Origin of the sequence: Streptomyces scabichelini (assembly GCF_011045015.1) — a bacterium.
Lineage (GTDB): Bacteria > Actinomycetota > Actinomycetes > Streptomycetales > Streptomycetaceae > Streptomyces > Streptomyces scabichelini.
In genome coordinates, this window is record NZ_JAAKZY010000076.1 from 24249 (window position 1) to 44376 (window position 20128).

17 protein-coding genes are annotated in these 20128 nt (G+C 68.4%); 12 read left to right on the top strand and 5 right to left on the bottom strand.

Translation table 11 applies throughout. The features are described from left to right. The first annotated feature begins 85 nt into the window (after nucleotides 1-85). Nucleotides 86-2317 carry a protein kinase domain-containing protein gene (locus G5C60_RS23635; protein WP_165262546.1) on the top strand — a complete coding sequence of 744 codons (2232 nt, stop codon included), beginning with the start codon at nucleotides 86-88 and terminating at the stop codon, nucleotides 2315-2317. Between the two features lie 18 nt (nucleotides 2318-2335). Here G5C60_RS23635 and nadA read toward each other — a convergent pair whose 3' ends face one another. Beyond that, complete coding sequence (gene nadA / locus G5C60_RS23640) at nucleotides 2336-3520, bottom strand: quinolinate synthase NadA (RefSeq protein WP_165262548.1); 1185 nt, start codon at nucleotides 3518-3520, stop codon at nucleotides 2336-2338. 367 nt (nucleotides 3521-3887) lie between these two features. Between nadA and G5C60_RS23645 the strand changes: the two genes are divergently transcribed. After that, nucleotides 3888-4244, top strand: coding sequence for a HesB/IscA family protein (locus G5C60_RS23645; protein ID WP_165262550.1), 357 nt, complete (start codon nucleotides 3888-3890; stop codon nucleotides 4242-4244). 102 nt (nucleotides 4245-4346) lie between these two features. Here G5C60_RS23645 and G5C60_RS23650 read toward each other — a convergent pair whose 3' ends face one another. After that, nucleotides 4347-5930 carry a hypothetical protein gene (locus tag G5C60_RS23650; RefSeq protein WP_165262552.1) on the bottom strand — a complete coding sequence of 528 codons (1584 nt, stop codon included), beginning with the start codon at nucleotides 5928-5930 and terminating at the stop codon, nucleotides 4347-4349. 260 nt (nucleotides 5931-6190) lie between these two features. Further along, nucleotides 6191-6418 (bottom strand): hypothetical protein, encoded by a 228-nt coding sequence (locus tag G5C60_RS23655; RefSeq protein WP_165262554.1) that lies wholly within the window; start codon nucleotides 6416-6418, stop codon nucleotides 6191-6193. 134 nt (nucleotides 6419-6552) lie between these two features. Between G5C60_RS23655 and G5C60_RS23660 the strand changes: the two genes are divergently transcribed. Next, nucleotides 6553-7527: a PfkB family carbohydrate kinase gene (locus tag G5C60_RS23660; RefSeq protein ID WP_165262556.1), complete on the top strand. Its 975-nt coding sequence runs from the start codon at nucleotides 6553-6555 to the stop codon at nucleotides 7525-7527. A gap of 10 nt (nucleotides 7528-7537) precedes the next feature. Here the strand turns inward: G5C60_RS23660 and G5C60_RS23665 are convergent, their stop codons facing one another. Further along, nucleotides 7538-8920 (bottom strand): aminotransferase class V-fold PLP-dependent enzyme, encoded by a 1383-nt coding sequence (locus G5C60_RS23665; protein WP_165262558.1) that lies wholly within the window; start codon nucleotides 8918-8920, stop codon nucleotides 7538-7540. Nucleotides 8921-9231: 311 nt separating this feature from the next. Here G5C60_RS23665 and ctaC point away from each other — a divergent pair, with 311 nt between their 5' ends. From ctaC to G5C60_RS23685, 4 genes are all read left to right on the top strand, one after another. Next, nucleotides 9232-10230 carry an aa3-type cytochrome oxidase subunit II gene (ctaC, locus tag G5C60_RS23670; protein WP_165262560.1) on the top strand — a complete coding sequence of 333 codons (999 nt, stop codon included), beginning with the start codon at nucleotides 9232-9234 and terminating at the stop codon, nucleotides 10228-10230. Continuing rightward, nucleotides 10227-11963: an aa3-type cytochrome oxidase subunit I gene (gene ctaD / locus G5C60_RS23675; RefSeq protein WP_165262562.1), complete on the top strand. Its 1737-nt coding sequence runs from the start codon at nucleotides 10227-10229 to the stop codon at nucleotides 11961-11963. Before ctaC ends, ctaD begins: the two co-directional genes overlap by 4 nt. Further along, a complete protein-coding gene (locus tag G5C60_RS23680; RefSeq protein ID WP_165262564.1) occupies nucleotides 11960-12358 on the top strand; it encodes an aa3-type cytochrome oxidase subunit IV in 399 nt (132 codons plus the stop codon). Before ctaD ends, G5C60_RS23680 begins: the two co-directional genes overlap by 4 nt. A 130-nt stretch (nucleotides 12359-12488) precedes the next feature. Continuing rightward, nucleotides 12489-13739 carry a L,D-transpeptidase gene (locus G5C60_RS23685; protein WP_165262566.1) on the top strand — a complete coding sequence of 417 codons (1251 nt, stop codon included), beginning with the start codon at nucleotides 12489-12491 and terminating at the stop codon, nucleotides 13737-13739. 29 nt (nucleotides 13740-13768) lie between these two features. Here the strand turns inward: G5C60_RS23685 and G5C60_RS23690 are convergent, their stop codons facing one another. Continuing rightward, nucleotides 13769-14167, bottom strand: coding sequence for a response regulator (locus G5C60_RS23690; RefSeq protein ID WP_165262568.1), 399 nt, complete (start codon nucleotides 14165-14167; stop codon nucleotides 13769-13771). Between the two features lie 199 nt (nucleotides 14168-14366). On the opposite strand from G5C60_RS23690, the gene ctaE reads away from it, so the two are divergent. From ctaE to trpD, 5 genes are all read left to right on the top strand, one after another. Beyond that, nucleotides 14367-14987: an aa3-type cytochrome oxidase subunit III gene (gene ctaE / locus G5C60_RS23695; protein WP_165262570.1), complete on the top strand. Its 621-nt coding sequence runs from the start codon at nucleotides 14367-14369 to the stop codon at nucleotides 14985-14987. A gap of 65 nt (nucleotides 14988-15052) precedes the next feature. Continuing rightward, nucleotides 15053-15862, top strand: a complete 810-nt coding sequence (gene qcrC, locus G5C60_RS23700; protein ID WP_165262572.1) for a cytochrome bc1 complex diheme cytochrome c subunit — start codon at nucleotides 15053-15055, stop codon at nucleotides 15860-15862. Next, nucleotides 15859-16920 carry a cytochrome bc1 complex Rieske iron-sulfur subunit gene (gene qcrA / locus G5C60_RS23705; RefSeq protein WP_165262574.1) on the top strand — a complete coding sequence of 354 codons (1062 nt, stop codon included), beginning with the start codon at nucleotides 15859-15861 and terminating at the stop codon, nucleotides 16918-16920. The genes qcrC and qcrA overlap by 4 nt, the downstream gene beginning before the upstream one ends. Continuing rightward, on the top strand, nucleotides 16917-18545 hold the full coding sequence (qcrB, locus tag G5C60_RS23710; RefSeq protein ID WP_165262576.1) for a cytochrome bc1 complex cytochrome b subunit: 1629 nt from the start codon (nucleotides 16917-16919) through the stop codon (nucleotides 18543-18545). The genes qcrA and qcrB overlap by 4 nt, the downstream gene beginning before the upstream one ends. Nucleotides 18546-18683: 138 nt before the next feature. Further along, nucleotides 18684-19748 carry an anthranilate phosphoribosyltransferase gene (trpD, locus tag G5C60_RS23715; protein ID WP_165262578.1) on the top strand — a complete coding sequence of 355 codons (1065 nt, stop codon included), beginning with the start codon at nucleotides 18684-18686 and terminating at the stop codon, nucleotides 19746-19748. Nucleotides 19749-20128 lie beyond the last annotated feature (380 nt).

Sequence of the window (20128 nt, forward strand, 5' to 3'; positions counted from 1 at the left end):
AAATGGTTCGGTGCCCGGCCGCCGTCGTGTGCCGTTACGTATCCTGTGGGCTCGAACTGCTTTATGGGGGAAGGGGATTCGGGCGGTGCCACTGCACAGGGACGACCCGAAGTCGGTCGGCGGATACAAGCTGGTCGACCGGCTCGGAGCCGGGGGCATGGGGGTCGTCTACCGGGGCAGAGCGCGTTCGGGGCGCGAGGTCGCCGTCAAGGTGGTGCACGCCCAGTACGCCGCGGACGGCGTCTTCAGGGCCCGGTTCCGGCAGGAGATCGAGGCGGTCCGCAAGGTGAGCGGCGCCTTCACCGCACCAGTCGTGGACGCCGACCCGGAGGCGGCGCGGCCGTGGATGGCGACCCAGTACGTGTCCGGCCGCTCGCTCGCGCAACGGATCCAGGACCGCGGCCCGCTCCGGGACGCCGAGCTGCGGCAGTTGGCGCTCGGTCTGGTGGAGGCGCTGCGCGACATCCACCGGGCCGGGGTCGTGCACCGCGACCTGAAGCCGGCGAACGTCATGATGGCCGAGGACGGCCCCCGGGTCATCGACTTCGGCATCTCCCGCGCGGCGGAGAACCAGACCCTGACCGAGACCGGCCAGATGATCGGCACCCCGCCGTTCATGTCCCCGGAGCAGTTCACCGACGCCCGCACGGTCGGTCCGGCCTCGGACGTGTTCTCGCTCGGGGCGCTGCTGGTGTACGCGGTGACCGGGCGGGGCCCGTTCGACACCGACAGCCCTTATCTGACGGCGTACCGGGTGGTCCACGACGAGCCTGTGCTGGACGGGGTGGGCGGGCCGCTGCGCACGATCCTGGAGCGCTGCCTGGTCAAGGACGAGGCGGAACGGCCCGGACTCGACGCGTTGGCATGGGAGTTCGCGAGGGCCCTGCCCGAGGGGGACGCGGGCGACCTGCCCACCGTGACACTGGGCCGGGCCGCACAGGCGGTGGCGGAGATCCGCCCCGGGACGGTGGCCGACTCGGGCCGTGACGGCCGGCCCGGCCTGCGGAGCCGTATCCACCCGCTGTGGGCCGCGACCGGCACGGTCGGCGCGCTGGTCCTCGGGCTGACGGCCTATCTGCTCATCGGGCCGGGGCAGGCGGACGGCCAGGGGGCGGCGAGCCCGTCCTCCCGGTGGGCGGCGCTACCCGACGGCTGGAAGCCGTGGCAGACAACGGTGTACGAGAGCGCCCCGCGAGGCGCGAAGAAGGCCATGAGCGTGCACGGCGGGACGGAGGGCGGGCCCGAGTGTCTGGTGCACGAGGACGCCGTCTACTGCGGGGGTGAAGGAGTCCTTCCCGTACGCCTGGACGGCCGGACCGGCAAGACCGTCTGGCGCGCCGGCATCGCGCCCTCCGGCACCGACAGCGCGATGTACTCCGCTTCCCCCCTCGCCGTACGGGACGGCGTGTTCCTGGTGCAGCAGCAGATCATCGGCGAATCCACCGAGACCGACCCGACCGACATCATCGCCCTCGACGCCGAGACCGGTGAGCGGCTCTGGAGCCGCAGGGTGACTGAGTCCTACGTCGACATGACCTTCTCCGGCGGCGTGGTCGTGACGCCGGACAAGAGCGGCCGCTCGCTGGTGGCCCTGTCGCCGCGTACCGGCGCCGAGCGCTGGACGAAACCTTTGCCCGCGAACCACTACTGCGCGTTCACCGAGGCCGGCGAGGGCCTGTATCTGGAGTGCCTCCCGGACACAATGAAACGCGAGGACAACCGGATCCTGCAGCTGGATCCGACCGACGGCTCGGCACGGCGTCTGACGGCGCCGAACAGCGCCGGCCTCCTCGGGGTCCTCGACGGCCGGCTGCTCTTCCTGCAGTCGACCGAGAACGAGCGAGGGGAAGAGCTGGCCGGCGAGGAGGCGCCGTACGACCGGATCCTGTTGATCCATCCGGTCACCGGTGCCCGCAGCACGACCAAGCTGGCCAAGGAGTACGCGGGACAGGTGACTCTGGTGGACAGCACGCTGTGGTTCGCCGCATCCAGTGGCCGGGTGACCGCCGTGTCGGCCCGCACGGGCAAGCCGCTGCAGCAGACCTCGACCAGCCTGGAACAACCGAGCCCGCCCACGTACGACCCGCGGACAGGGGCTCTGTACCTGGCCAGTGCCAGCGGCCGCGCAGCCGCCCTCGACACGCGCAAGGGCACGCTGCTGTGGGAGACGCTGCCACGGGCCGAGAAGGTGTCGTCCGGCCTCACTGCCGGGCCCGAGGTGCTGCTCCAGGCAGGGGCGCTGCTGGTGACCATCCCGGACGGCACGGTCTTCAGCCTCGATCCCGCTCACCCCGAGCAAAAGCCCGCCTCGGGGTGAGCGGGATCGGGCACCGGGTTACGGCAGCGCCAGCATCCGCTCCAGCGCCAGCTTCGCGAACTGCTCGGTCTCCCGGTCGACCTCGATCTGGTTGACGAGATTGCCCTCGGCCAGCGACTCCAGCGCCCAGACCAGGTGCGGCAGATCGATGCGGTTCATGGTCGAGCAGAAGCAGACCGTCTTGTCGAGGAAGACGATCTCCTTGTCCTCGGACGCGAAACGGTTCGCCAGACGGCGGACCAGGTTCAGCTCCGTACCGATCGCCCACTTGGAGCCCGCAGGAGCCTCCTCCAGGGTCTTGATGATGTGTTCCGTGGACCCCACGTAATCGGCGGCGGCCACGACCTCGTGCTTGCACTCGGGGTGCACGAGCACATTGACGCCCGGAATCCGCGCACGCACGTCCTCCACGCTCTCCACCGAGAAGCGCCCGTGCACCGAGCAGTGCCCGCGCCACAGGATCATCTTCGCGTCGCGCAGCTGCTCGACGGTCAGGCCGCCGTTCGGCCTGTGCGGGTTGTAGACGACGCAGTCGTCGAGCGACATCCCCATGTCCCGCACCGCGGTGTTCCGCCCCAGGTGCTGGTCGGGCAGGAAGAGCACCTTCTCGCCCTGCTCGAAGGCCCACTCCAGGGCCCGCTTGGCGTTCGACGACGTGCAGATCGTGCCGCCGTGCTTGCCGGTGAACGCCTTGATGTCCGCCGAGGAGTTCATGTACGAGACGGGCACGACCTGCTCGGCTATCCCGGCCTCGGCCAGTACGTCCCAGCACTCGGCGACCTGCTCGGCCGTCGCCATGTCGGCCATGGAACAGCCGGCGGCGAGGTCGGGGAGTACGACCTTCTGGTCGTCGCCGGTCAGGATGTCCGCCGACTCCGCCATGAAGTGCACACCGCAGAAGACGATGTACTCGGCCTCGGGGCGGGCGGCGGCGTCCCGGGCGAGCTTGAAGGAGTCCCCGGTGACATCCGCGAACTGGATGACCTCGTCGCGCTGGTAGTGGTGGCCGAGCACGAAGACCTTGTCCCCGAGCTTCTCCTTGGCCGCACGGGCGCGCTCCACCAGGTCCGGGTCGGACGGCGAGGGCAGGTCACCGGGACACTCGACGCCCCGCTCGCTCCTGGGGTCGGCCTCACGGCCGAGCAGCAGCAGGGCGAGGGGCGTCGGCTGTACGTCGAGCTCCTGGGTCTGGGCGGTGGTCACGAAACACGCACCCTTTCTGTTCTGCGGCTCGCTTGAATCACCTGGAACGATCAAGCGGAACAAGCCTTTTCGTCGAAATGACGTTATCTATCATAACCGCTTCACGTCACTTTGACGATGCCCATAGCGTCGATGTGACGTGAATCCCGGTGACTCGTACGGCAGGTGACAGGGAAGCGTCTTTCGGGTTGCCCACCGGTCTGCCACCGGGTTGTCCACAGGACGTTTTCCGCTTCCAGCCGCGTGTGCGAGCATGAGGAGGGAGAAGAGAGAACCGAAAGACACACGCTCGGCCCGGAATGAATCCGCGGCCCCGCCGGTTGCAACCGTCGGCAAGCAGTCTCCGTACAACCCGGGAGAGAAGCAGATGTCCGTATCGGACGAGACCACCACCGTGAGCGACGGCATCCTCCTGTCGGACGCCGCCGCGGCCAAGGTCAAGGGCCTGCTCGAGCAGGAAGGCCGCGACGATCTGGCACTGCGCGTCGCCGTTCAGCCCGGCGGCTGCTCCGGCCTGCGGTACCAGCTCTTCTTCGACGAGCGCTCCCTTGACGGCGACGTCGTCAAGGAGTTCGGTGGTGTGAAGGTCGTCACCGACCGCATGAGCGCTCCGTACCTGGGCGGCGCCTCCATCGACTTCGTGGACACGATCGAGAAGCAGGGCTTCACGATCGACAACCCGAACGCGACGGGTTCCTGCGCCTGCGGCGACTCCTTCAGCTGACCCCGAGCCCGGCCTCGTAACGCAGAAGGCCGCGTGACGCAGAAAGGCGGCGCCCCCTCCAACGGGGCGCCGCCTTCGCGTGTTCAAGGCCTCCTTGGCGGCCTACTTGGTCAGCTTCGGCAAGTCCTTCTCCAGCGGCAGCGCCTTGCCGTCCGTACTCACAACCTTGCGGTCCCCGAGCGGTTCCTTCAGCTCGACCGTCTTGTGGAAGGTTTTGGCGATCATGATGCAGACCTTGTCCTTCCACGGCTTCTCGGTCACCTTGACCGTCACGGTGTCGCCCTTCTCCTCGGCCGACGCCGAGTAGTCGCTGCACACCCCGCCCGTGAAGCGCACGGTCAGCTTCTTGTCGTCCGCGCTGTAGCCCTCGACCCTGACATCCCGCTGCGTCGGCGCCGTGCTCGGCTCGGCGGGAGGCTCGTCACCGGGACCGCTCGGCTGCGGGCTCGGCTTCGCCGTCGGGGTGTCGCCCGGCTGCTCCGGCGAGGTCAGATACTTCGGCTCGACCGCCGGATGCGTCACCGTGAAGCTCTCCCCGGCACCCTTGGCCCCCTCGGGCCGTACCTCGAAGAGCCAGGAGGGCACCAGCGCCTGCCGCCCGTCCACGAGCTGCGCCGCCAGACCGAACGTGGCGCGCTCGACGACCGCGGCAGGCTCGATCATCAAGGTCGTCGGCCCGCACGGGTCCTCGACCGTCTCCGCCAGGGGTACGGGGCTGGCGCACCCACCGATGCCCACGCGCCCGTCGGTCCCGGACCGGTTCAGCAGTTCGAGCGTCTTCTGCGCACCGAGGACGGGATACGTGTCCCCCTTCACCGGCGCCTTCAACTGGCCGCTGCCGCCCACCACTTGACCGTCCGCGCCCACCTGGACACCGGTCGTCCAGCCGTACGTCGGCAGCCCGCCGACCTGCGGCTCGGCGTTCACCGCGCGTTTCGTGCCCATGAGCTGGGTCGCGTCGAGCTTGGCGTCGTCCTGGCCGACCGCCTTCAGGACGGGCGCGGCCGCCTTCTTCGCGGCGTCCACGCTCACCGGGTCGACCTTGGGGTCCTCGGCGGCCCCGCCGCTCTTGCACACCGTGGTGCTCTCGCAGTTGTCGGTGCCGGGGGCGAAACGGCTGAACGTCCAGATGCCGGGCGCCTTCTTGTTCACCCGGAGGCTCGGCCCCGAACCGTCCTTGGTGGCCCCGACCCTCCAGGCCTCGCCCTCCGCCGTCGGCTTGCCCTCCACACCGAGGGCCTTGGCGAGCGCGGCCACCTCGGCGGCCGTGACCTCGCCCTTCGCGCGATACACGGGCGCGGAGTCGGGACCGCCGGGGAGCTTGCCCTCGACGCGGTACTTCGTGCTGTTCGGGTCGGGCTCGCCGGGCGCGATGCCGTTCGTGTCGCCCGTACCGCTCTCTGTGTAGCCGTCCAGGGCGAGCGGTGGGGGAGGGCCGTCGCCTCCCGGCGTTCCGGAACCGCCCCGGTCATCGCCGCCGTCCGACGCGGTCGTGGCGAAGTACGCCCCGCCGCCTCCGACGAGCAGCACCGCGGCCGCGACCGAGGCGACGGCCACGAAACGCCTCCGGCGCGGCAGAACGGCTTCGTCCCGGACGGCTTCGTCCCGGACAGTTTCGTCCTGGACGGCTTCGTCCTGGGCGGCCTCGTCCCGGCCCGCTTCGTCATCGGGTCGCTCGGTGTTCACCGCATCGCTCCTTCTACCGCACCGCGGTCCCATGAGACCCAGCCCTGACGGGGGCAGGGCGCAGCAGGGTCGTATCTCATCTCCCCTTTACAGGGGACAGCGATGGGACGCGGCGGGGGAGCGCATGGTTCCCTTCCAGGAGGCCTTGGTAAGTCCGGTGCTGCCCCGCGCCCCGTAAGGGGCGCGGGGAACTGCGCGACCAGCCCCCACCGGCCCGCAGGTTCACACCGCCCTTCCAGCGGAGCGTTCCTGCGGAGCGCTCAGTCGCCGTAGTCCGACATGGCGTCCAGGAGCCGCGCAGAAGCCGGTGGGACCGTCACGCCGTGGATGAGTGAAGGGGACACCGGGAGGGCAGTGATCCGGGCGGGTGCGGTCCAGTGCGGCACCATCCGGGCACAGTCGCCGCGCAGCTCCGCGAGACCGCCTTCGAGCTCCAAGCCGCCTTCGAGCCCGACCGGAGCGGAGCCGTGGATCTTGAGGTTCGTCATAACGGAACCGTATGCACCGCAAGCCCTGCGCCAAAAGCCCTACTATCGGGTAGTTCTGCCCGCTTCGAAGTAGCAGGGCTGACCCGATAGCGTGAACTGTCAATCTCCCTCCTCGCAGGAGTGTGTTCCTAGCCGTGCGTATCGCAGTCACCGGCTCCATCGCCAACGACCACCTCATGACCTTCCCCGGCCGATTCGCCGACCAGCTGGTCGGCGACCAGCTGCACACGGTCTCCCTCTCATTCCTGGTCGACAAACTGGACGTACGCAGGGGAGGTGTGGGCGCGAACATCGCTTTCGGCATGGGCCAGCTCGGCTCCCGGCCGATCCTGGTCGGAGCCGCCGGCGCCGACTTCGACGAGTACCGGGCCTGGCTGGACCGGCACGGCGTCGACACCGCGTCCGTACGCATCTCGGAGGTGCTGCACACCGCCCGCTTCGTCTGCACCACGGACGCCGACCACAACCAGATCGGCTCCTTCTACACCGGCGCCATGAGCGAGGCCCGGCTCATCGAACTCAAGCATGTCGCCGACCGTGTGGGCGGGCTCGACCTCGTCCTCATCGGCGCGGACGACCCCGAGGCGATGCTCCGGCACACCGAGGAGTGCCGGACCCGCGAGATCCCCTTCGCCGCCGACTTCTCCCAGCAGATCGCGCGCATGGACGGCGAGGAGATCCGCATACTGCTGGACGGCGCGACGTACCTCTTCTCGAACGAGTACGAGAAGGGGCTCATCGAGTCCAAGACCGGCTGGACGGACGCCGAGATCCTCGCCAAGGTCGGCCACCGTGTGACGACTCTCGGGGCGCGCGGCGTCCGTATCGAGGCCGTCGGCGAGGACACGATCGAGGTCGGCGTCCCGGAGGAGACGGTGAAGGCGGACCCGACGGGCGTCGGCGACGCGTTCCGCGCGGGCTTCCTCTCGGGCCTGGCCTGGGGCGTCTCGCACGAGCGCGCCGCCCAGGTCGGCTGCATGCTCGCCACGCTGGTCATCGAGACCACCGGCACCCAGGAGTACGAGCTCCACCGCGCCCACTTCATGGACCGCTTCACCAAGGCGTACGGGCATGAGGCGGCGGCGGAGGTCCAGGCGCACCTGGCCTGACCGTTCCCGGTTACGACATACGGCGGACCACGTAGGCCGAACCGTGGTCCGCCGGCTCCTCCCCGACGTACTCCTGCCCCCGCATAGCGCACCAGGCGGGGATGTCGAGCCGGGCCGCCTCGTCGTCGGAGAGGACGCGGATCGTGCCGCCCGGCGGTACGTCGCCGATGACCTTCGCGAGTTCGATGACCGGGATCGGGCAGCGCTTGCCGAGGGCGTCCACGACGAGGGTGTTCTCGGCGGCGGGCGCCTTCGGCGCGTGGACCGGGGCGCCCAGCTTCTCGCGCACCGTCGAGACCGCGCCCGGCAGCACCTCCAGGAAACGGTCCACATCTTCCCCGGGCGTGCCCAGGGGCAGTGACACGCGGACGTTGCCCTCGGTCAGTACGCCCATCGCCTTCAGCACATGGCTCGGCGTCAGCGTGCTGCTTGTGCAGGACGATCCGGACGACACCGAGAAGTCCTCGCGGTCCAGCTCGTGCAGCAAGGTCTCTCCGTCGACATAGAGACAGGAGAACGTGAGCAGGTGGGGGAGCCGGCGCTCCGGGTCGCCCACCACCTCCACGTCCGGGACCAGTTCCGGCACCCGTGTACGGATCCGGTCCGTCAACTCCCGCAGACGGGCCGACTCGGCGGCCGCCTCCGCCCGCACGGCACGCAGCGAGGCCGCCGCGGCGACGATCCCGGGAATGTTCTCGAAGCCGGGAGCGCGGCCCGACTCCCGTTCGTCGACGGGGCCCTGAGGGGCGTACCGCACCCCCTTTCGTACGACGAGAAGCCCGACACCCGACGGTCCGCCCCACTTGTGGGCACTGCCCGTCAGCAGCGACCAGTCGCCCTCGACCGGCCCCCAGGCCAACGACTGCGCCGCGTCCACCAGAAGCGGTACGCCCGCCTCACGGCACGCGGCGGCGACGGCGGCGACCGGCTGCTCCGTACCCACCTCGTGGTTGGCCGACTGGAGGCAGGCGAGCGCGGTGTCGGGGCGGAGGGCGGCGGCGTATGCGTCCGGGGAGACCGCGCCTGTGCGCAGAACGGGCACTTCGGTCACCGTCCCGCCCTCGGCCCGGTGGACCTCCGCCGTGTGAAGCACCGAAGAGTGTTCGACGGCGGACACGATCAGGTGGCGTCCGACACGGCGGCGCCCCGCCAGCGCGCCCGCGATCCCGGAGTGCACCGCGCGCGTGCCCGAGGAGGTGAAGACCAGCTCGTCCGGCCGGCACCCCACCGCCTCGGCGGCCGCCTCACGCGCCGCGTCGAGCAACAGCCGGGCACGCCGCCCCTCGCGGTAGAGCCGGGCGGGATCGGCCCACCCCTCGTCGAGCGAGGCCTGCAGGGCCTGCCGGGCAACGGGATGGAGAGGGGCGGCGGAAGCAGCATCAAAGTAGGCCACACAACAACGCTACTTCCAGCGGGGCAGCAGACCTGAGGGCAGCGGACCCCAGGGGCGCGGGGAACTGCGCGATCAACCACAACGCACCCGCACTCGCGACACATAGCCGCACCCCCGAGCTATTAGGCGCCCCAACGACCCTTCGGCTAACCGGCGGCACGGAGGGGCCCCCTCCCCGCGAACCCCCGGAGGGCGTCGGCTAGGGTTTGGTCCGCATAAACATCCAAACCCCTGCCCGACGCAGGGCGGCGACCGACCACCGAGAAGGCCGCAGCCAACACGCGCGGGCGAGACTCTCGGGAAGGCGCTACGTGAGTCCCAACGGCTCCGACCTCCCCCACGCCCCGGGGGGCGCGGGCGGTACCCCCACGCCGCGGCGCCCGCTCCGGCGGAAGCTGCTGCAGGCACTGACTGCGGGCCTGGTTCTGGCGACAGCCTCTGGTTGCTCGTACAACTGGGAAGACTTCCCCCGCCTCGGTATGCCGACCCCGACCACGGAAGAGGCTCCGCGGATCCTCTCCCTGTGGCAGGGCTCCTGGGCTGCCGCGCTCGCCACCGGCGTGCTGGTGTGGGGCCTGATCCTGTGGAGCACCATCTTCCACCGGCGCAGCCGCACCAAGGTCGAGGTTCCCCCGCAGACCCGGTACAACATGCCCATCGAGGCGCTGTACACCGTGGTCCCGCTCATCATCGTCTCGGTGCTCTTCTACTTCACCGCCCGCGACGAGTCGGAGCTCCTCGACACCTCCAAGAAGCCCGACGTGACGATCAACGTCGTGGGCTACCAGTGGAGCTGGGGCTTCAACTACATCGAGAACGTCGAAGGTTCGGACGGCGACGCGAAGACCAACGAGAACCTGGACGCGATTCCGACCCGGTTCAAGGACGACTTCCCGGCGAACGCCGGCGGTGTCTACGACGTCGGCACGCCCGGCACGCGGAATCCGCAGACGAACAACCCCGGTCCGACCCTCTGGCTCCCCAAGGGCAAGACGGTCCGCTTCGTCCTCACTTCGCGTGACGTCATCCACTCCTTCTGGGTGGTGCCGTTCCTGATGAAGCAGGACGTCATCCCGGGCCACACCAACGCCTTCCAGGTGACCCCCAACAAGGAGGGCACCTTCCTGGGCAAGTGCGCCGAACTGTGCGGCGTCGATCACTCCCGGATGCTCTTCAACGTGAAGGTCGTCTCTCCCGAGCGTTATGAGGCCCACCTCAGGGAGCTCGTGAAGAAGGGCCAGACCGGTTACGTCCCGGCCGGTATCGAGCAGACGGACCACGAGAAGAACCGGGAGACGAACCAACTGTGAGCATCCTCAACGAACCTCAGGGTGCCCCCGCGCCGGAAGAGACGTACCAGAACGAACTCCCGGTACGGCGCAGGCAGCCGGGCAACGTGGTGGTCAAGTGGCTGACGACCACGGACCACAAGACGATCGGCACGCTGTATCTGGTCACGTCGTTCGCGTTCTTCGTCATCGGCGGCGTGATGGCGCTGCTGATGCGCGCCGAACTGGCCCGTCCCGGCAACCAGCTGATGTCGAACGAGCAGTTCAACCAGGCGTTCACGATGCACGGCACGATCATGCTGCTGATGTTCGCGACGCCGCTGTTCGCCGGCTTCACCAACTGGATCATGCCGCTGCAGATCGGCGCCCCGGATGTGGCGTTCCCGCGGCTGAACATGTTCGCCTACTGGCTGTACCTGTTCGGCTCGCTGATCGCCGTCGGGGGCTTCCTCACCCCGCAGGGCGCCGCCGACTTCGGCTGGTTCGCCTACTCCCCGCTGTCCGACGCGGTCCGCTCGCCGGGCATCGGCGCCGACATGTGGATCATGGGTCTGGCGTTCTCCGGGTTCGGCACCATCCTCGGCGCGGTCAACTTCATCACCACCATCATCTGCATGCGCGCCCCGGGCATGACCATGTTCCGCATGCCGATCTTCGTGTGGAACGTGCTGCTCACCGCGGTGCTGGTGCTGCTGGCCTTCCCGGTGCTGGCGGCCGCGCTGTTCGCGCTGGAGGCGGATCGGAAGTTCGGGGCACATATCTTCGATGCCGCGAATGGTGGCGCGTTGCTGTGGCAACACCTCTTCTGGTTCTTCGGCCATCCAGAGGTGTACATCATCGCGCTGCCGTTCTTCGGCATCATCTCCGAGGTCATCCCGGTCTTCTCCCGCAAGCCGATGTTCGGCTACATGGGCCTGATCGGCGCGACCATCGCGATCGCCGGCCTGTCGGTGACGGTGTGGGCGCACCACATGTACGTCACCGGCGGTGTGCTGCTGCCGTTCTTCTCCTTCATGACGTTCCTGATCGCCGTCCCAACAGGCGTGAAGTTCTTCAACTGGATCGGCACCATGTGGAAGGGGTCCTTGTCGTTCGAGACCCCGATGCTGTGGGCCACCGGCTTCCTGATCACCTTCACCTTCGGTGGTCTGACCGGCGTCATCCTGGCCTCGCCGCCGATGGACTTCCACGTCTCGGACTCGTACTTCGTGGTGGCGCACTTCCACTACGTGGTGTTCGGCACGGTGGTGTTCGCGATGTTCTCCGGCTTCCACTTCTGGTGGCCGAAGATGACGGGCAAGATGCTCGACGAACGCCTCGGGAAGATCACCTTCTGGACGCTGTTCATCGGCTTCCACGGCACCTTCCTCGTCCAGCACTGGCTGGGTGCCGAGGGCATGCCGCGGCGGTACGCGGACTATCTCGCGGCCGACGGCTTCACGGCGCTGAACACGATCTCGACGATCAGCTCGTTCCTGCTCGGCCTGTCGATCCTGCCGTTCTTCTACAACGTGTGGAAGACCGCCAAGTACGGCAAGAAGGTCGAGGTCGACGACCCGTGGGGCTACGGCCGTTCGCTTGAGTGGGCGACGTCCTGCCCGCCGCCGCGGCACAACTTCCTCACCCTGCCGCGGATCCGCAGCGAATCCCCGGCGTTCGACCTGCACCACCCGGAGATCGCCGCCATCGACCAGCTCGAGAACGTCGGTCCCGCCGAGAAGTCCCTCGCTGGTGGCAAGGAGGCCGGCAAGTGAAGATCCAGGGCAAGATGTTCATCTGGCTGGCCGTCTTCATCCTCGCCATGGCGATCGTCTACGGCGTGTGGTCGAAGGAGCCGGCCGGCACCACGGCGCTCTTCCTGGGCTTCGGCCTGAGCATCATGATCGGCTACTACCTGGCCTTCACGGCCCGGCGGGTCGACGTGGGTGCCCAGGACAACAAGGAGGCCGACGTCGCGGACGACGCCGGCGAGATCGGCTTCTTCAGCCCGCACAGCTGGCAGCCGCTCTCCCTCGGCATCGGTGGCGCGCTCGCCTTCATGGGCGTCGTCTTCGGCTGGTGGCTGCTGTACTTCTCGCTGCCGATCATCCTGATCGGCCTGTGGGGCTGGGTCTTCGAGTACTACCGCGGTGAGAACCGCACCCAGTAACACGCGCTGAGCGCTCTGGAGCCCGGACACTCCGTCAGGAGGGTCCGGGCTCCCTCGTTCGCCGGGCATCGCGTCCCCCACACGGGCCACTCGCCGCGCCGGAGTGGACGGGCGTTCTTACGTTGAGCCCATGAGCCACTCACCGCGAAACCGCACCGTCACGAGCTGCACCCTGCTGGTGGTCTCCCTGGGCGCGGGCATCACGGCCTGCAGCTCCGACGGCCACCCGCTCTCGGCCGAGCCGTACGACGCGGCGGAACAGGTCTCCCTCAACGCCCCCGTGGACGACGGCAAGAAGGCCGACCCGGACAAGCCCCTGGAGATCACCGCCGAGGGCTCCGACGGGCGCATCACCGACGTGACGGCCACGGACGCGGCAGGCAGGTACGTGGCGGGCGAACTCTCCGCCGACGGCACCCGCTGGCACAGCACCTCACCGCTCGCCGCGGGCGCCCGCTACACGGTGCGGGTGAGCACGGAGGACGAGGACGGAGCGCCAGGGCGCAAGGTCCTCGCGTTCGACACCAGCAGGCCCACCACGAAGAAGCGGCTCAATGTGAAGTTCGGCCCCGACGCGGGCACGTACGGCGTCGGCCAGCCCGTCACCGCCGAGCTCAGCGCCCCCCTCAAGGACAAGGTGGCCCGGGCGGTGGTCGAGCGCGCCCTCAAGGTCGTCTCGCAGCCCGCGGTGGAGGGCGGCTGGCACTGGGTGGACGCCAAGACCCTGCACTACCGCCCCAAGGAGTACTGGCCCGCCCACGCCACCATCCGCGCGTACAGCAACCTCGCCGGCATCAAGGTCGCCGAGCGGCTCTGGGGCGGCAGGGCCAAGCCCCTGAAGCTCACCACGGGCGACCGCGTCGAGGCCGTGACGGACGCCTCGGCGCACTCGATGGCGGTCTACCGGAACGGCGAGGTGATCAAGCAGATTCCCGTCACCACCGGCAAGCCAGGCTTCGAGACCCGCAACGGCGTCAAGGTCGTGCTGGGCAAGGAATACTTCGTACGGATGCGCGGTACCAGCATCGGCATCGCCGAGGGCAGCTCGGAGTCGTACGACCTGCCCGTGTACTACGCGACCCGGGTCACCTGGAGCGGCGAGTACGTGCACGCCGCACCCTGGTCCACCGGCTCCCAGGGCTCCGCCAACGTCAGCCACGGCTGCACCGGCATGAGCACCGGAAACGCCGCCTGGTTCTTCAAGACCGTACGCCCCGGCGACATCGTCAAGGTCGTCAACTCGTACGGCGACACGATGCCCGCCTTCGGCAACGGCTTCGGCGACTGGAACCTGCCCTGGCAGAAATGGCGCAAGGGCAGCGCCCTGGTGGAGGGCCCCCGCCCGGAGGACAGGGCACGGCTGCAGCCGGAGTCGGTGTAGCTCTCAGGCGCCCGGAGTCGGTGTAGCTCTCAGGCGCTCAAAGCCTTCTGCCGCAGCAAAGAGGCCAGAGCCGACGCGAACTCCACCGGCTCCACCGGCAGGATCGCGGTGGCGTCCGCACGGCTCCACGTGGCCAGCCAGGCGTCCTGAGGCCGCCCGATGAGCAACAGCACGGGCGGGCAGTTGAAGACCTCGTCCTTGATCTGCCGGCAGACCCCCATGCCCCCCATGGGAACGGCCTCGCCGTCCAGCACACAGACGTCGATCCCACCCCGGTCCAGCTCCTTCAGCACCGCCGCGGGCGTGGCGCACTCCAGGAACTCGACCTGCGGAACGTCACTGGCCGGCCGGCGGCCGGTGGCAAGCCGCACCTGCTCCCGGGTGTTGGAGTCGTCGCTGTAGACCAGCACCGTGGCGGTCGGCTGCATTGTTCCTCCGTGACTTCGACTTCGGCGTCGTACGGACATGGACCGATCGGACATGGACCGATGCGCGGATGCTACTCCCTCGAACACCCCGCACACACCGGTCCCGACAGCGCTTCCATGAGCCATACGGGCAGCACACAGCCCACAGACACCCCGAACGGCACCCCCCGGGGTGAGGGCGGGATAAGCGACCGACATAATGTCGGTCGTGGCGACAGCAACGACAGTAGATACCGGGCACGCGCACCCGTCGGTCAACCGGCCGAACCTCACCAGCGTCGGAACCATCATCTGGCTGAGTTCCGAGCTGATGTTCTTCGCGGCCCTCTTCGCGATGTACTTCACCCTGCGATCGGTGACCGGGCCGGATCACTGGAAGGAGATGGCGGACACCCTCAACTTCCCGTTCTCGGCGGCCAACACCACGATCCTGGTGCTCTCCTCCCTCACCTGCCAGCTCGGCGTGTTCGCCGCCGAGCGCGGCGATGTGAAGAAGCTCCGGGGCTGGTTCATCGTCACCTTCATCATGGGTGCGATCTTCATCGGCGGTCAGGTGTTCGAGTACACGGAGCTGGTCAAGCACGAGGGCCTCTCGCTCTCGTCCGACCCGTACGGCTCGGTGTTCTACCTGACCACCGGCTTCCACGGCCTGCACGTGACGGGTGGTCTCATCGCCTTCCTGCTGGTCCTGGGGCGCACCTACGCGGCCCACAGGTTCACGCACGAGCAGGCGACCGCCGCCATCGTCGTGTCCTACTACTGGCACTTCGTCGATGTCGTCTGGATCGGCCTCTTCGCCACGATCTACATGATCAAGTAGCCGGGCCCGCTCCCGCGCACAGTCCAGAAGCATCGACGCAGAAGATCCTGACACCGGGGTAATCCGTGAAAAAGCTCTCCGCACGACGACGCCATCCGCTGGCGGCGCTCGTCGTCCTACTCATCGCGCTGGCATGCACCGGGGGGCTGTACACCCTGGTTGCCCCCGCGGACAAGGCCAAGGCCGATGAGACCGCCCAGTCCCTCACCATCGACGAGGGACAGAAGCTCTATGCCGTGGGCTGCGCCAGTTGCCACGGCACCGGCGGTAAGGGCACCTCAGACGGTCCGAGCCTGGTGGGCGTGGGCGCCGCGGCCGTCGACTTCCAGGTCGGCACCGGCCGTATGCCGGCGCAGCAGCCCGGCGCTCAGGTGCCGAAGAAGAAGAACATCTACTCGCAGGCCGAGATCGACCAGCTCGCGGCGTACATCGCCTCGCTGGGTGCCGGTCCCTCCGTGCCGACCGAGAACCAGTACAACCCGGAGGGCGCGGACATCGCCAAGGGCGGCGAGCTCTTCCGTACCAACTGCGCGCAGTGCCACAACTTCACCGGCAAGGGCGGCGCGTTGACGAACGGCAAGTACGCGCCGAGCCTGGAAGGCGTATCGCAGAAGCACCTCTACGAGGCCATGCAGACCGGCCCGCAGAACATGCCGTCCTTCCCCGACACGACGCTGTCGGAGAAGAACAAGAAGGACATCATCGCGTACCTCGACGAGGTCAACAGCGACAAGACGGAGAGCCCCGGCGGTCTTGAGCTGGGCGGCCTCGGGCCGGTCAGCGAGGGCCTGTTCGGCTGGATCTTCGGTCTCGGTGGACTGATCGCCGTCGCCGTGTGGGTCGCCGCCCGGACCGCAAAGGCCAAGAAGTCATGAGTAGCCAAGAAACTCCAGAAGAGAACCTGCCCGAAGAGCGGGCCGCCGACGAGCACGGTGAGGTAGCCGTCCCGGGCGAGAAGCATCCGTTCGCGGACCCGGGGCTGCCGCCCCACGAGCACCGGATCCAGGACATCGACGAGCGGGCCGCCAGGCGGTCCGAGCGTGCGGTCGCCCTCCTGTTCACGCTGTCGATGCTGGCCACCGTCGGCTTCATCGCCTCGTTCGTGGCGATCCCGGTCGACAAGGCGGTCTACATCTGGCCGCTCGGGCACATCAGCGCGCTGAACTTCGCGCTCGGTATGACCCTCGGTGTGGCGCTGTTCGCCATCGGCGCGGGCGCGGTCCACTGGGCCCGCACCCTGATGTCCGACGTGGAACTCGTCGACGAGCGGCACGCGATCGAGGCCACGCCCGAGGTCAAGGCCAAGGTCATGGAGGACTTCCGGCAGGGTGCCAAGGACTCCGCGCTCGGCCGCCGCAAGCTGATCCGCAACACGATGTTCGGCGCGCTGGCCCTGTTCCCGCTCTCCGGCGTCGTCCTCCTGCGTGACCTCGGTCCGCTGCCGGAGGACAAGCTGCGGCACACGCTGTGGGCCAAGGGCAAGCTGCTCGTCAACATGAACACGGACGAGCCGCTGCGTCCCTCCGACGTCGCGGTCGGTTCACTGACCTTCGCCAAGCCCGAGGGCCTGGAGGAGCACGACCACGATTTCCAGAACGAGATCGCCAAGGCGGCCCTGATGATCGTCCGGCTGCAGCCGGACGACATCAAGGACAAGCGCGAGCTCGAGTGGTCCCACGAGGGCATCGTGGCGTACTCGAAGATCTGCACCCACGTCGGCTGCCCGATCTCCCTGTACGAGCAGCAGACGCACCACGTCCTCTGCCCCTGTCACCAGTCCACCTTCGACCTCTCCGACGGTGCCCGAGTGATCTTCGGCCCCGCTGGTCACGCCCTTCCGCAGCTGCGGATCGCCGTGAACGACGAGGGCTACCTCGAGGCGCTCGGCGACTTCGAAGAGCCCGTCGGTCCTGCTTTCTGGGAGCGCGGATGAGCACCTCACACGACGACGACCGCCGCAAGGCACCCGCGGGCGAGCGGGTCGCCGACTGGGCCGATGGCCGCCTCGGCATCTACGGCCTGGCCAAGGCCAATATGCGCAAGATCTTCCCGGACCACTGGTCCTTCATGCTGGGTGAGATCTGCCTCTACAGCTTCATCATCATCATCCTCACGGGTGTGTATCTGACGCTGTTCTTCCACCCGTCGATGAACGAGATCGAGTACCACGGCAGTTACGTGCCGATGCAGGGCCAGCTGATGTCGGAGGCGTACGCCTCCACGCTGGACATCAGCTTCGACGTACGCGGCGGTCTGCTCATCCGGCAGATCCACCACTGGGCCGCGATCGTCTTCCTGGCCGGCATGTTCGTGCACATGATGCGCGTCTTCTTCACCGGCGCGTTCCGCAAGCCGCGTGAGATCAACTGGCTGTTCGGCTTCCTGCTGTTCGTCCTGGGCATGTTCACCGGCTTCACCGGCTACTCGCTCCCGGACGACCTGCTCTCCGGCACCGGTGTCCGCTTCACACAGGGCGCGATCCTGTCCGTGCCGATCGTCGGTACGTACATCTCGATGTTCCTGTTCGGCGGGGAGTTCCCGGGCGGCGACTTCGTCGCACGGTTCTACTCGATCCACATCCTGCTGTTGCCGGGCATCATGCTCGGGCTCGTGGTCGGCCACCTGATCCTGGTCTTCTACCACAAGCACACGCAGTTCGCGGGCGCCGGCCGATCGAACAAGAACGTCGTCGGCATGCCGCTGCTGCCGGTCTACATGGCCAAGGCCGGAGGCTTCTTCTTCCTGGTCTTCGGGTTCATCTCCGCCCTCGCCGCGGTCGCGACCATCAACCCGATCTGGGTACTGGGCCCGTATCGCGCGGACCAGGTGTCCACGGGTGCTCAACCCGACTGGTACATGGGCTTCGCCGAGGGACTGATCCGCGCCATGCCCGGCTGGGAGATCAATATCGCGGGCCATACGCTCGTCCTGGGCGTGTTCATCCCGCTGCTGCTCTTCGGCGTCTTCCTCATGATGATCGCGGCCTATCCGTTCATCGAGTCCTGGATCACCGGGGACAAGCGCGAGCACCACATCCTGGACCGGCCGCGCAACGCCCCGACGCGTACCGCCTTCGGCGTCGCGTGGATCACCGGCTACATGATCATGCTGATCGGCGGTGGCAACGACATCGTCGCGACGTCCTTCCATCTGTCGATCAACGCGGTCACCTGGTTCGTCCGGATCGGGTTCTTCCTCGGACCGGTCGTCGCGTTCATCGTCACCAAGCGGATCTGTCTCGGCCTGCAGCGCCGTGACAAGGACAAGGTGCTGCACGGCCGCGAGTCCGGCATCATCAAGCGCCTGCCGCACGGTGAGTTCATCGAGGTCCACGAGCCGCTCAGCCAGGAGCAGCTGCACGTGCTCACCTCGCACGAGCAGTACGAGCCCGCCGAGATCGGCCCGGCGGTCGACGAGAACGGCGTCGAGCGCAAGGTGAAGGCCCCGCAGAAGCTGCGGTCCAAGCTCAGCAAGGCGTACTACGGGGAGGACAGCCAGATCCCCAAGCCGTCCGCCGAGGAGTACCGGGAGATCACGAGCGGCCACGGCCACCACTGATCTCAGATCGTTCGACCGTTTCGCCACGGCTGGAGCCCCGTCCAATGCATGGACGGGGCTCTTTGCCGTCCCGGGGCTGGATAGGGTGGGCCTCATCCCTACAGGAGTCCCTTTCCGGGACGGACCCAGGAGCGGCTTATGAGCGCTGTGAACCCCGCTGGAGGCGACACCGCGGCGGGCCGTTCCTGGCCTGCGCTGCTGAACGGACTGCTGGACGGACGCGACCTGAGCGCGGACGACACGGCCTGGGCGATGGACCTGATCATGCGCGGCGAGGCGACCGACGCGCAGATCGCCGGGTTCGCGGTGGCGCTGCGGGCCAAGGGAGAGACCGTCGAGGAGATCTCCGGCCTCGTACGGACGATGTACGAGCACGCCAATCTGATCGAGGTGTCGGGGGACACCGTCGACATCGTCGGTACGGGTGGGGACGGGGCGAAGACCGTCAACATCTCCACGATGTCGGCGATCGTGATCGCCGGGACCGGGGCGAAGGTCGTCAAGCACGGCAACCGGGCCGCCTCGTCGGCCTCCGGAGCCTCGGACGTGCTGGAGAAGCTGGGCGTCAATCTGGAGCTGACGCCGCAGCGGGTGGCCGAGGTGGCCGAGGAGGCCGGGATCACCTTCTGCTTCGCGGTGAAGTTCCATCCGGCGCTACGGCATGTGGGCGCGGCGCGGGCGCAGTTGGGCATCCGGACGACCTTCAACCTCCTGGGGCCGCTGACCAACCCGGCCCGAGTGAAGGCGCAGGCCGTCGGAGTCGCCGACGCGCGGATGGCACCCATCGTGGCCGGCGTCCTCGCCGACCGCGGCAACTCGTCCCTCGTCTTCCGCGGCGACGACGGCCTCGACGAGCTGACCACCACGTCCACGTCCCGTGTCTGGGTCGTACGGGACGGGAAGGTGCGGGAGGAGTCGTTCGATCCGCGTGACGTCGGCATCGAGTTGGTACCGGTCGAGGCGCTGCGGGGCGCTGACGCGTCGTACAACGCGGACGTGGCACGGCGGTTGCTCGGTGGGGAGACCGGTCCGGTTCGCGAAGCGGTGCTGCTGAACTCGGCGGCGGCGCTGGTGGCGTTGTCCCCGGGGGACGGTCCGCTCGCGGACCAGCTCCGGGCGGGGATGGAGAAGGCGGCGGAGTCGATCGACTCCGGGGCGGCGAAGCGGACGCTTGATCGTTGGGTGGCAGCTACCAACGTTTGACGGTGCCTACGGGGCTGGTGGGCAGGGGTTCGTGGGCGGCTGCAGCGCCGTCGTGGCTGGTCGCGCAGTTCCCCGCGCCCCTGCCTCCGGCGGTCGGGCGGGTGCCTACGGGGGTGGGGGTGACACGTCGTGTCGCGGCTGCGGGTGCGTCGTGGCTTGTCGCGCAGTTCCCCGCGCCCCCGAAAAGCGAAAGCCTGCGGCTCACCGCGCCCGGAGGAAGCACGCACCCCGAGGGAAGCCCGCACGCCCAACTACCCGCCACTTGCCCACCGGCGGGAGGGGGCGTGGGTCGGTGCGTCGTATGCCCGTCGCGTAGGTTCGGTCTCAGGAAACCCGCCCCTTGTACCAGCCCAGGGCCGTATGCCCACCCTGCGACGGGC

What these genes read in the sequence shown, in the direction of transcription:
- trpD (WP_165262578.1), top strand. Translation starts at nt 18,684, where the DNA reads ATGAGCGCTGTGAACCCCGCTGGAGGCGACACCGCGGCGGGCCGTTCC.
- qcrB (WP_165262576.1), top strand. Translation starts at nt 16,917, where the DNA reads ATGAGCACCTCACACGACGACGACCGCCGCAAGGCACCCGCGGGCGAG.
- G5C60_RS23690 (WP_165262568.1), bottom strand. Translation starts at nt 14,167, where the DNA reads ATGCAGCCGACCGCCACGGTGCTGGTCTACAGCGACGACTCCAACACC.
- qcrA (WP_165262574.1), top strand. Translation starts at nt 15,859, where the DNA reads ATGAGTAGCCAAGAAACTCCAGAAGAGAACCTGCCCGAAGAGCGGGCC.
- G5C60_RS23685 (WP_165262566.1), top strand. Translation starts at nt 12,489, where the DNA reads ATGAGCCACTCACCGCGAAACCGCACCGTCACGAGCTGCACCCTGCTG.
- G5C60_RS23655 (WP_165262554.1), bottom strand. Translation starts at nt 6,418, where the DNA reads ATGACGAACCTCAAGATCCACGGCTCCGCTCCGGTCGGGCTCGAAGGC.
- ctaE (WP_165262570.1), top strand. Translation starts at nt 14,367, where the DNA reads ATGTCGGTCGTGGCGACAGCAACGACAGTAGATACCGGGCACGCGCAC.
- G5C60_RS23645 (WP_165262550.1), top strand. Translation starts at nt 3,888, where the DNA reads ATGTCCGTATCGGACGAGACCACCACCGTGAGCGACGGCATCCTCCTG.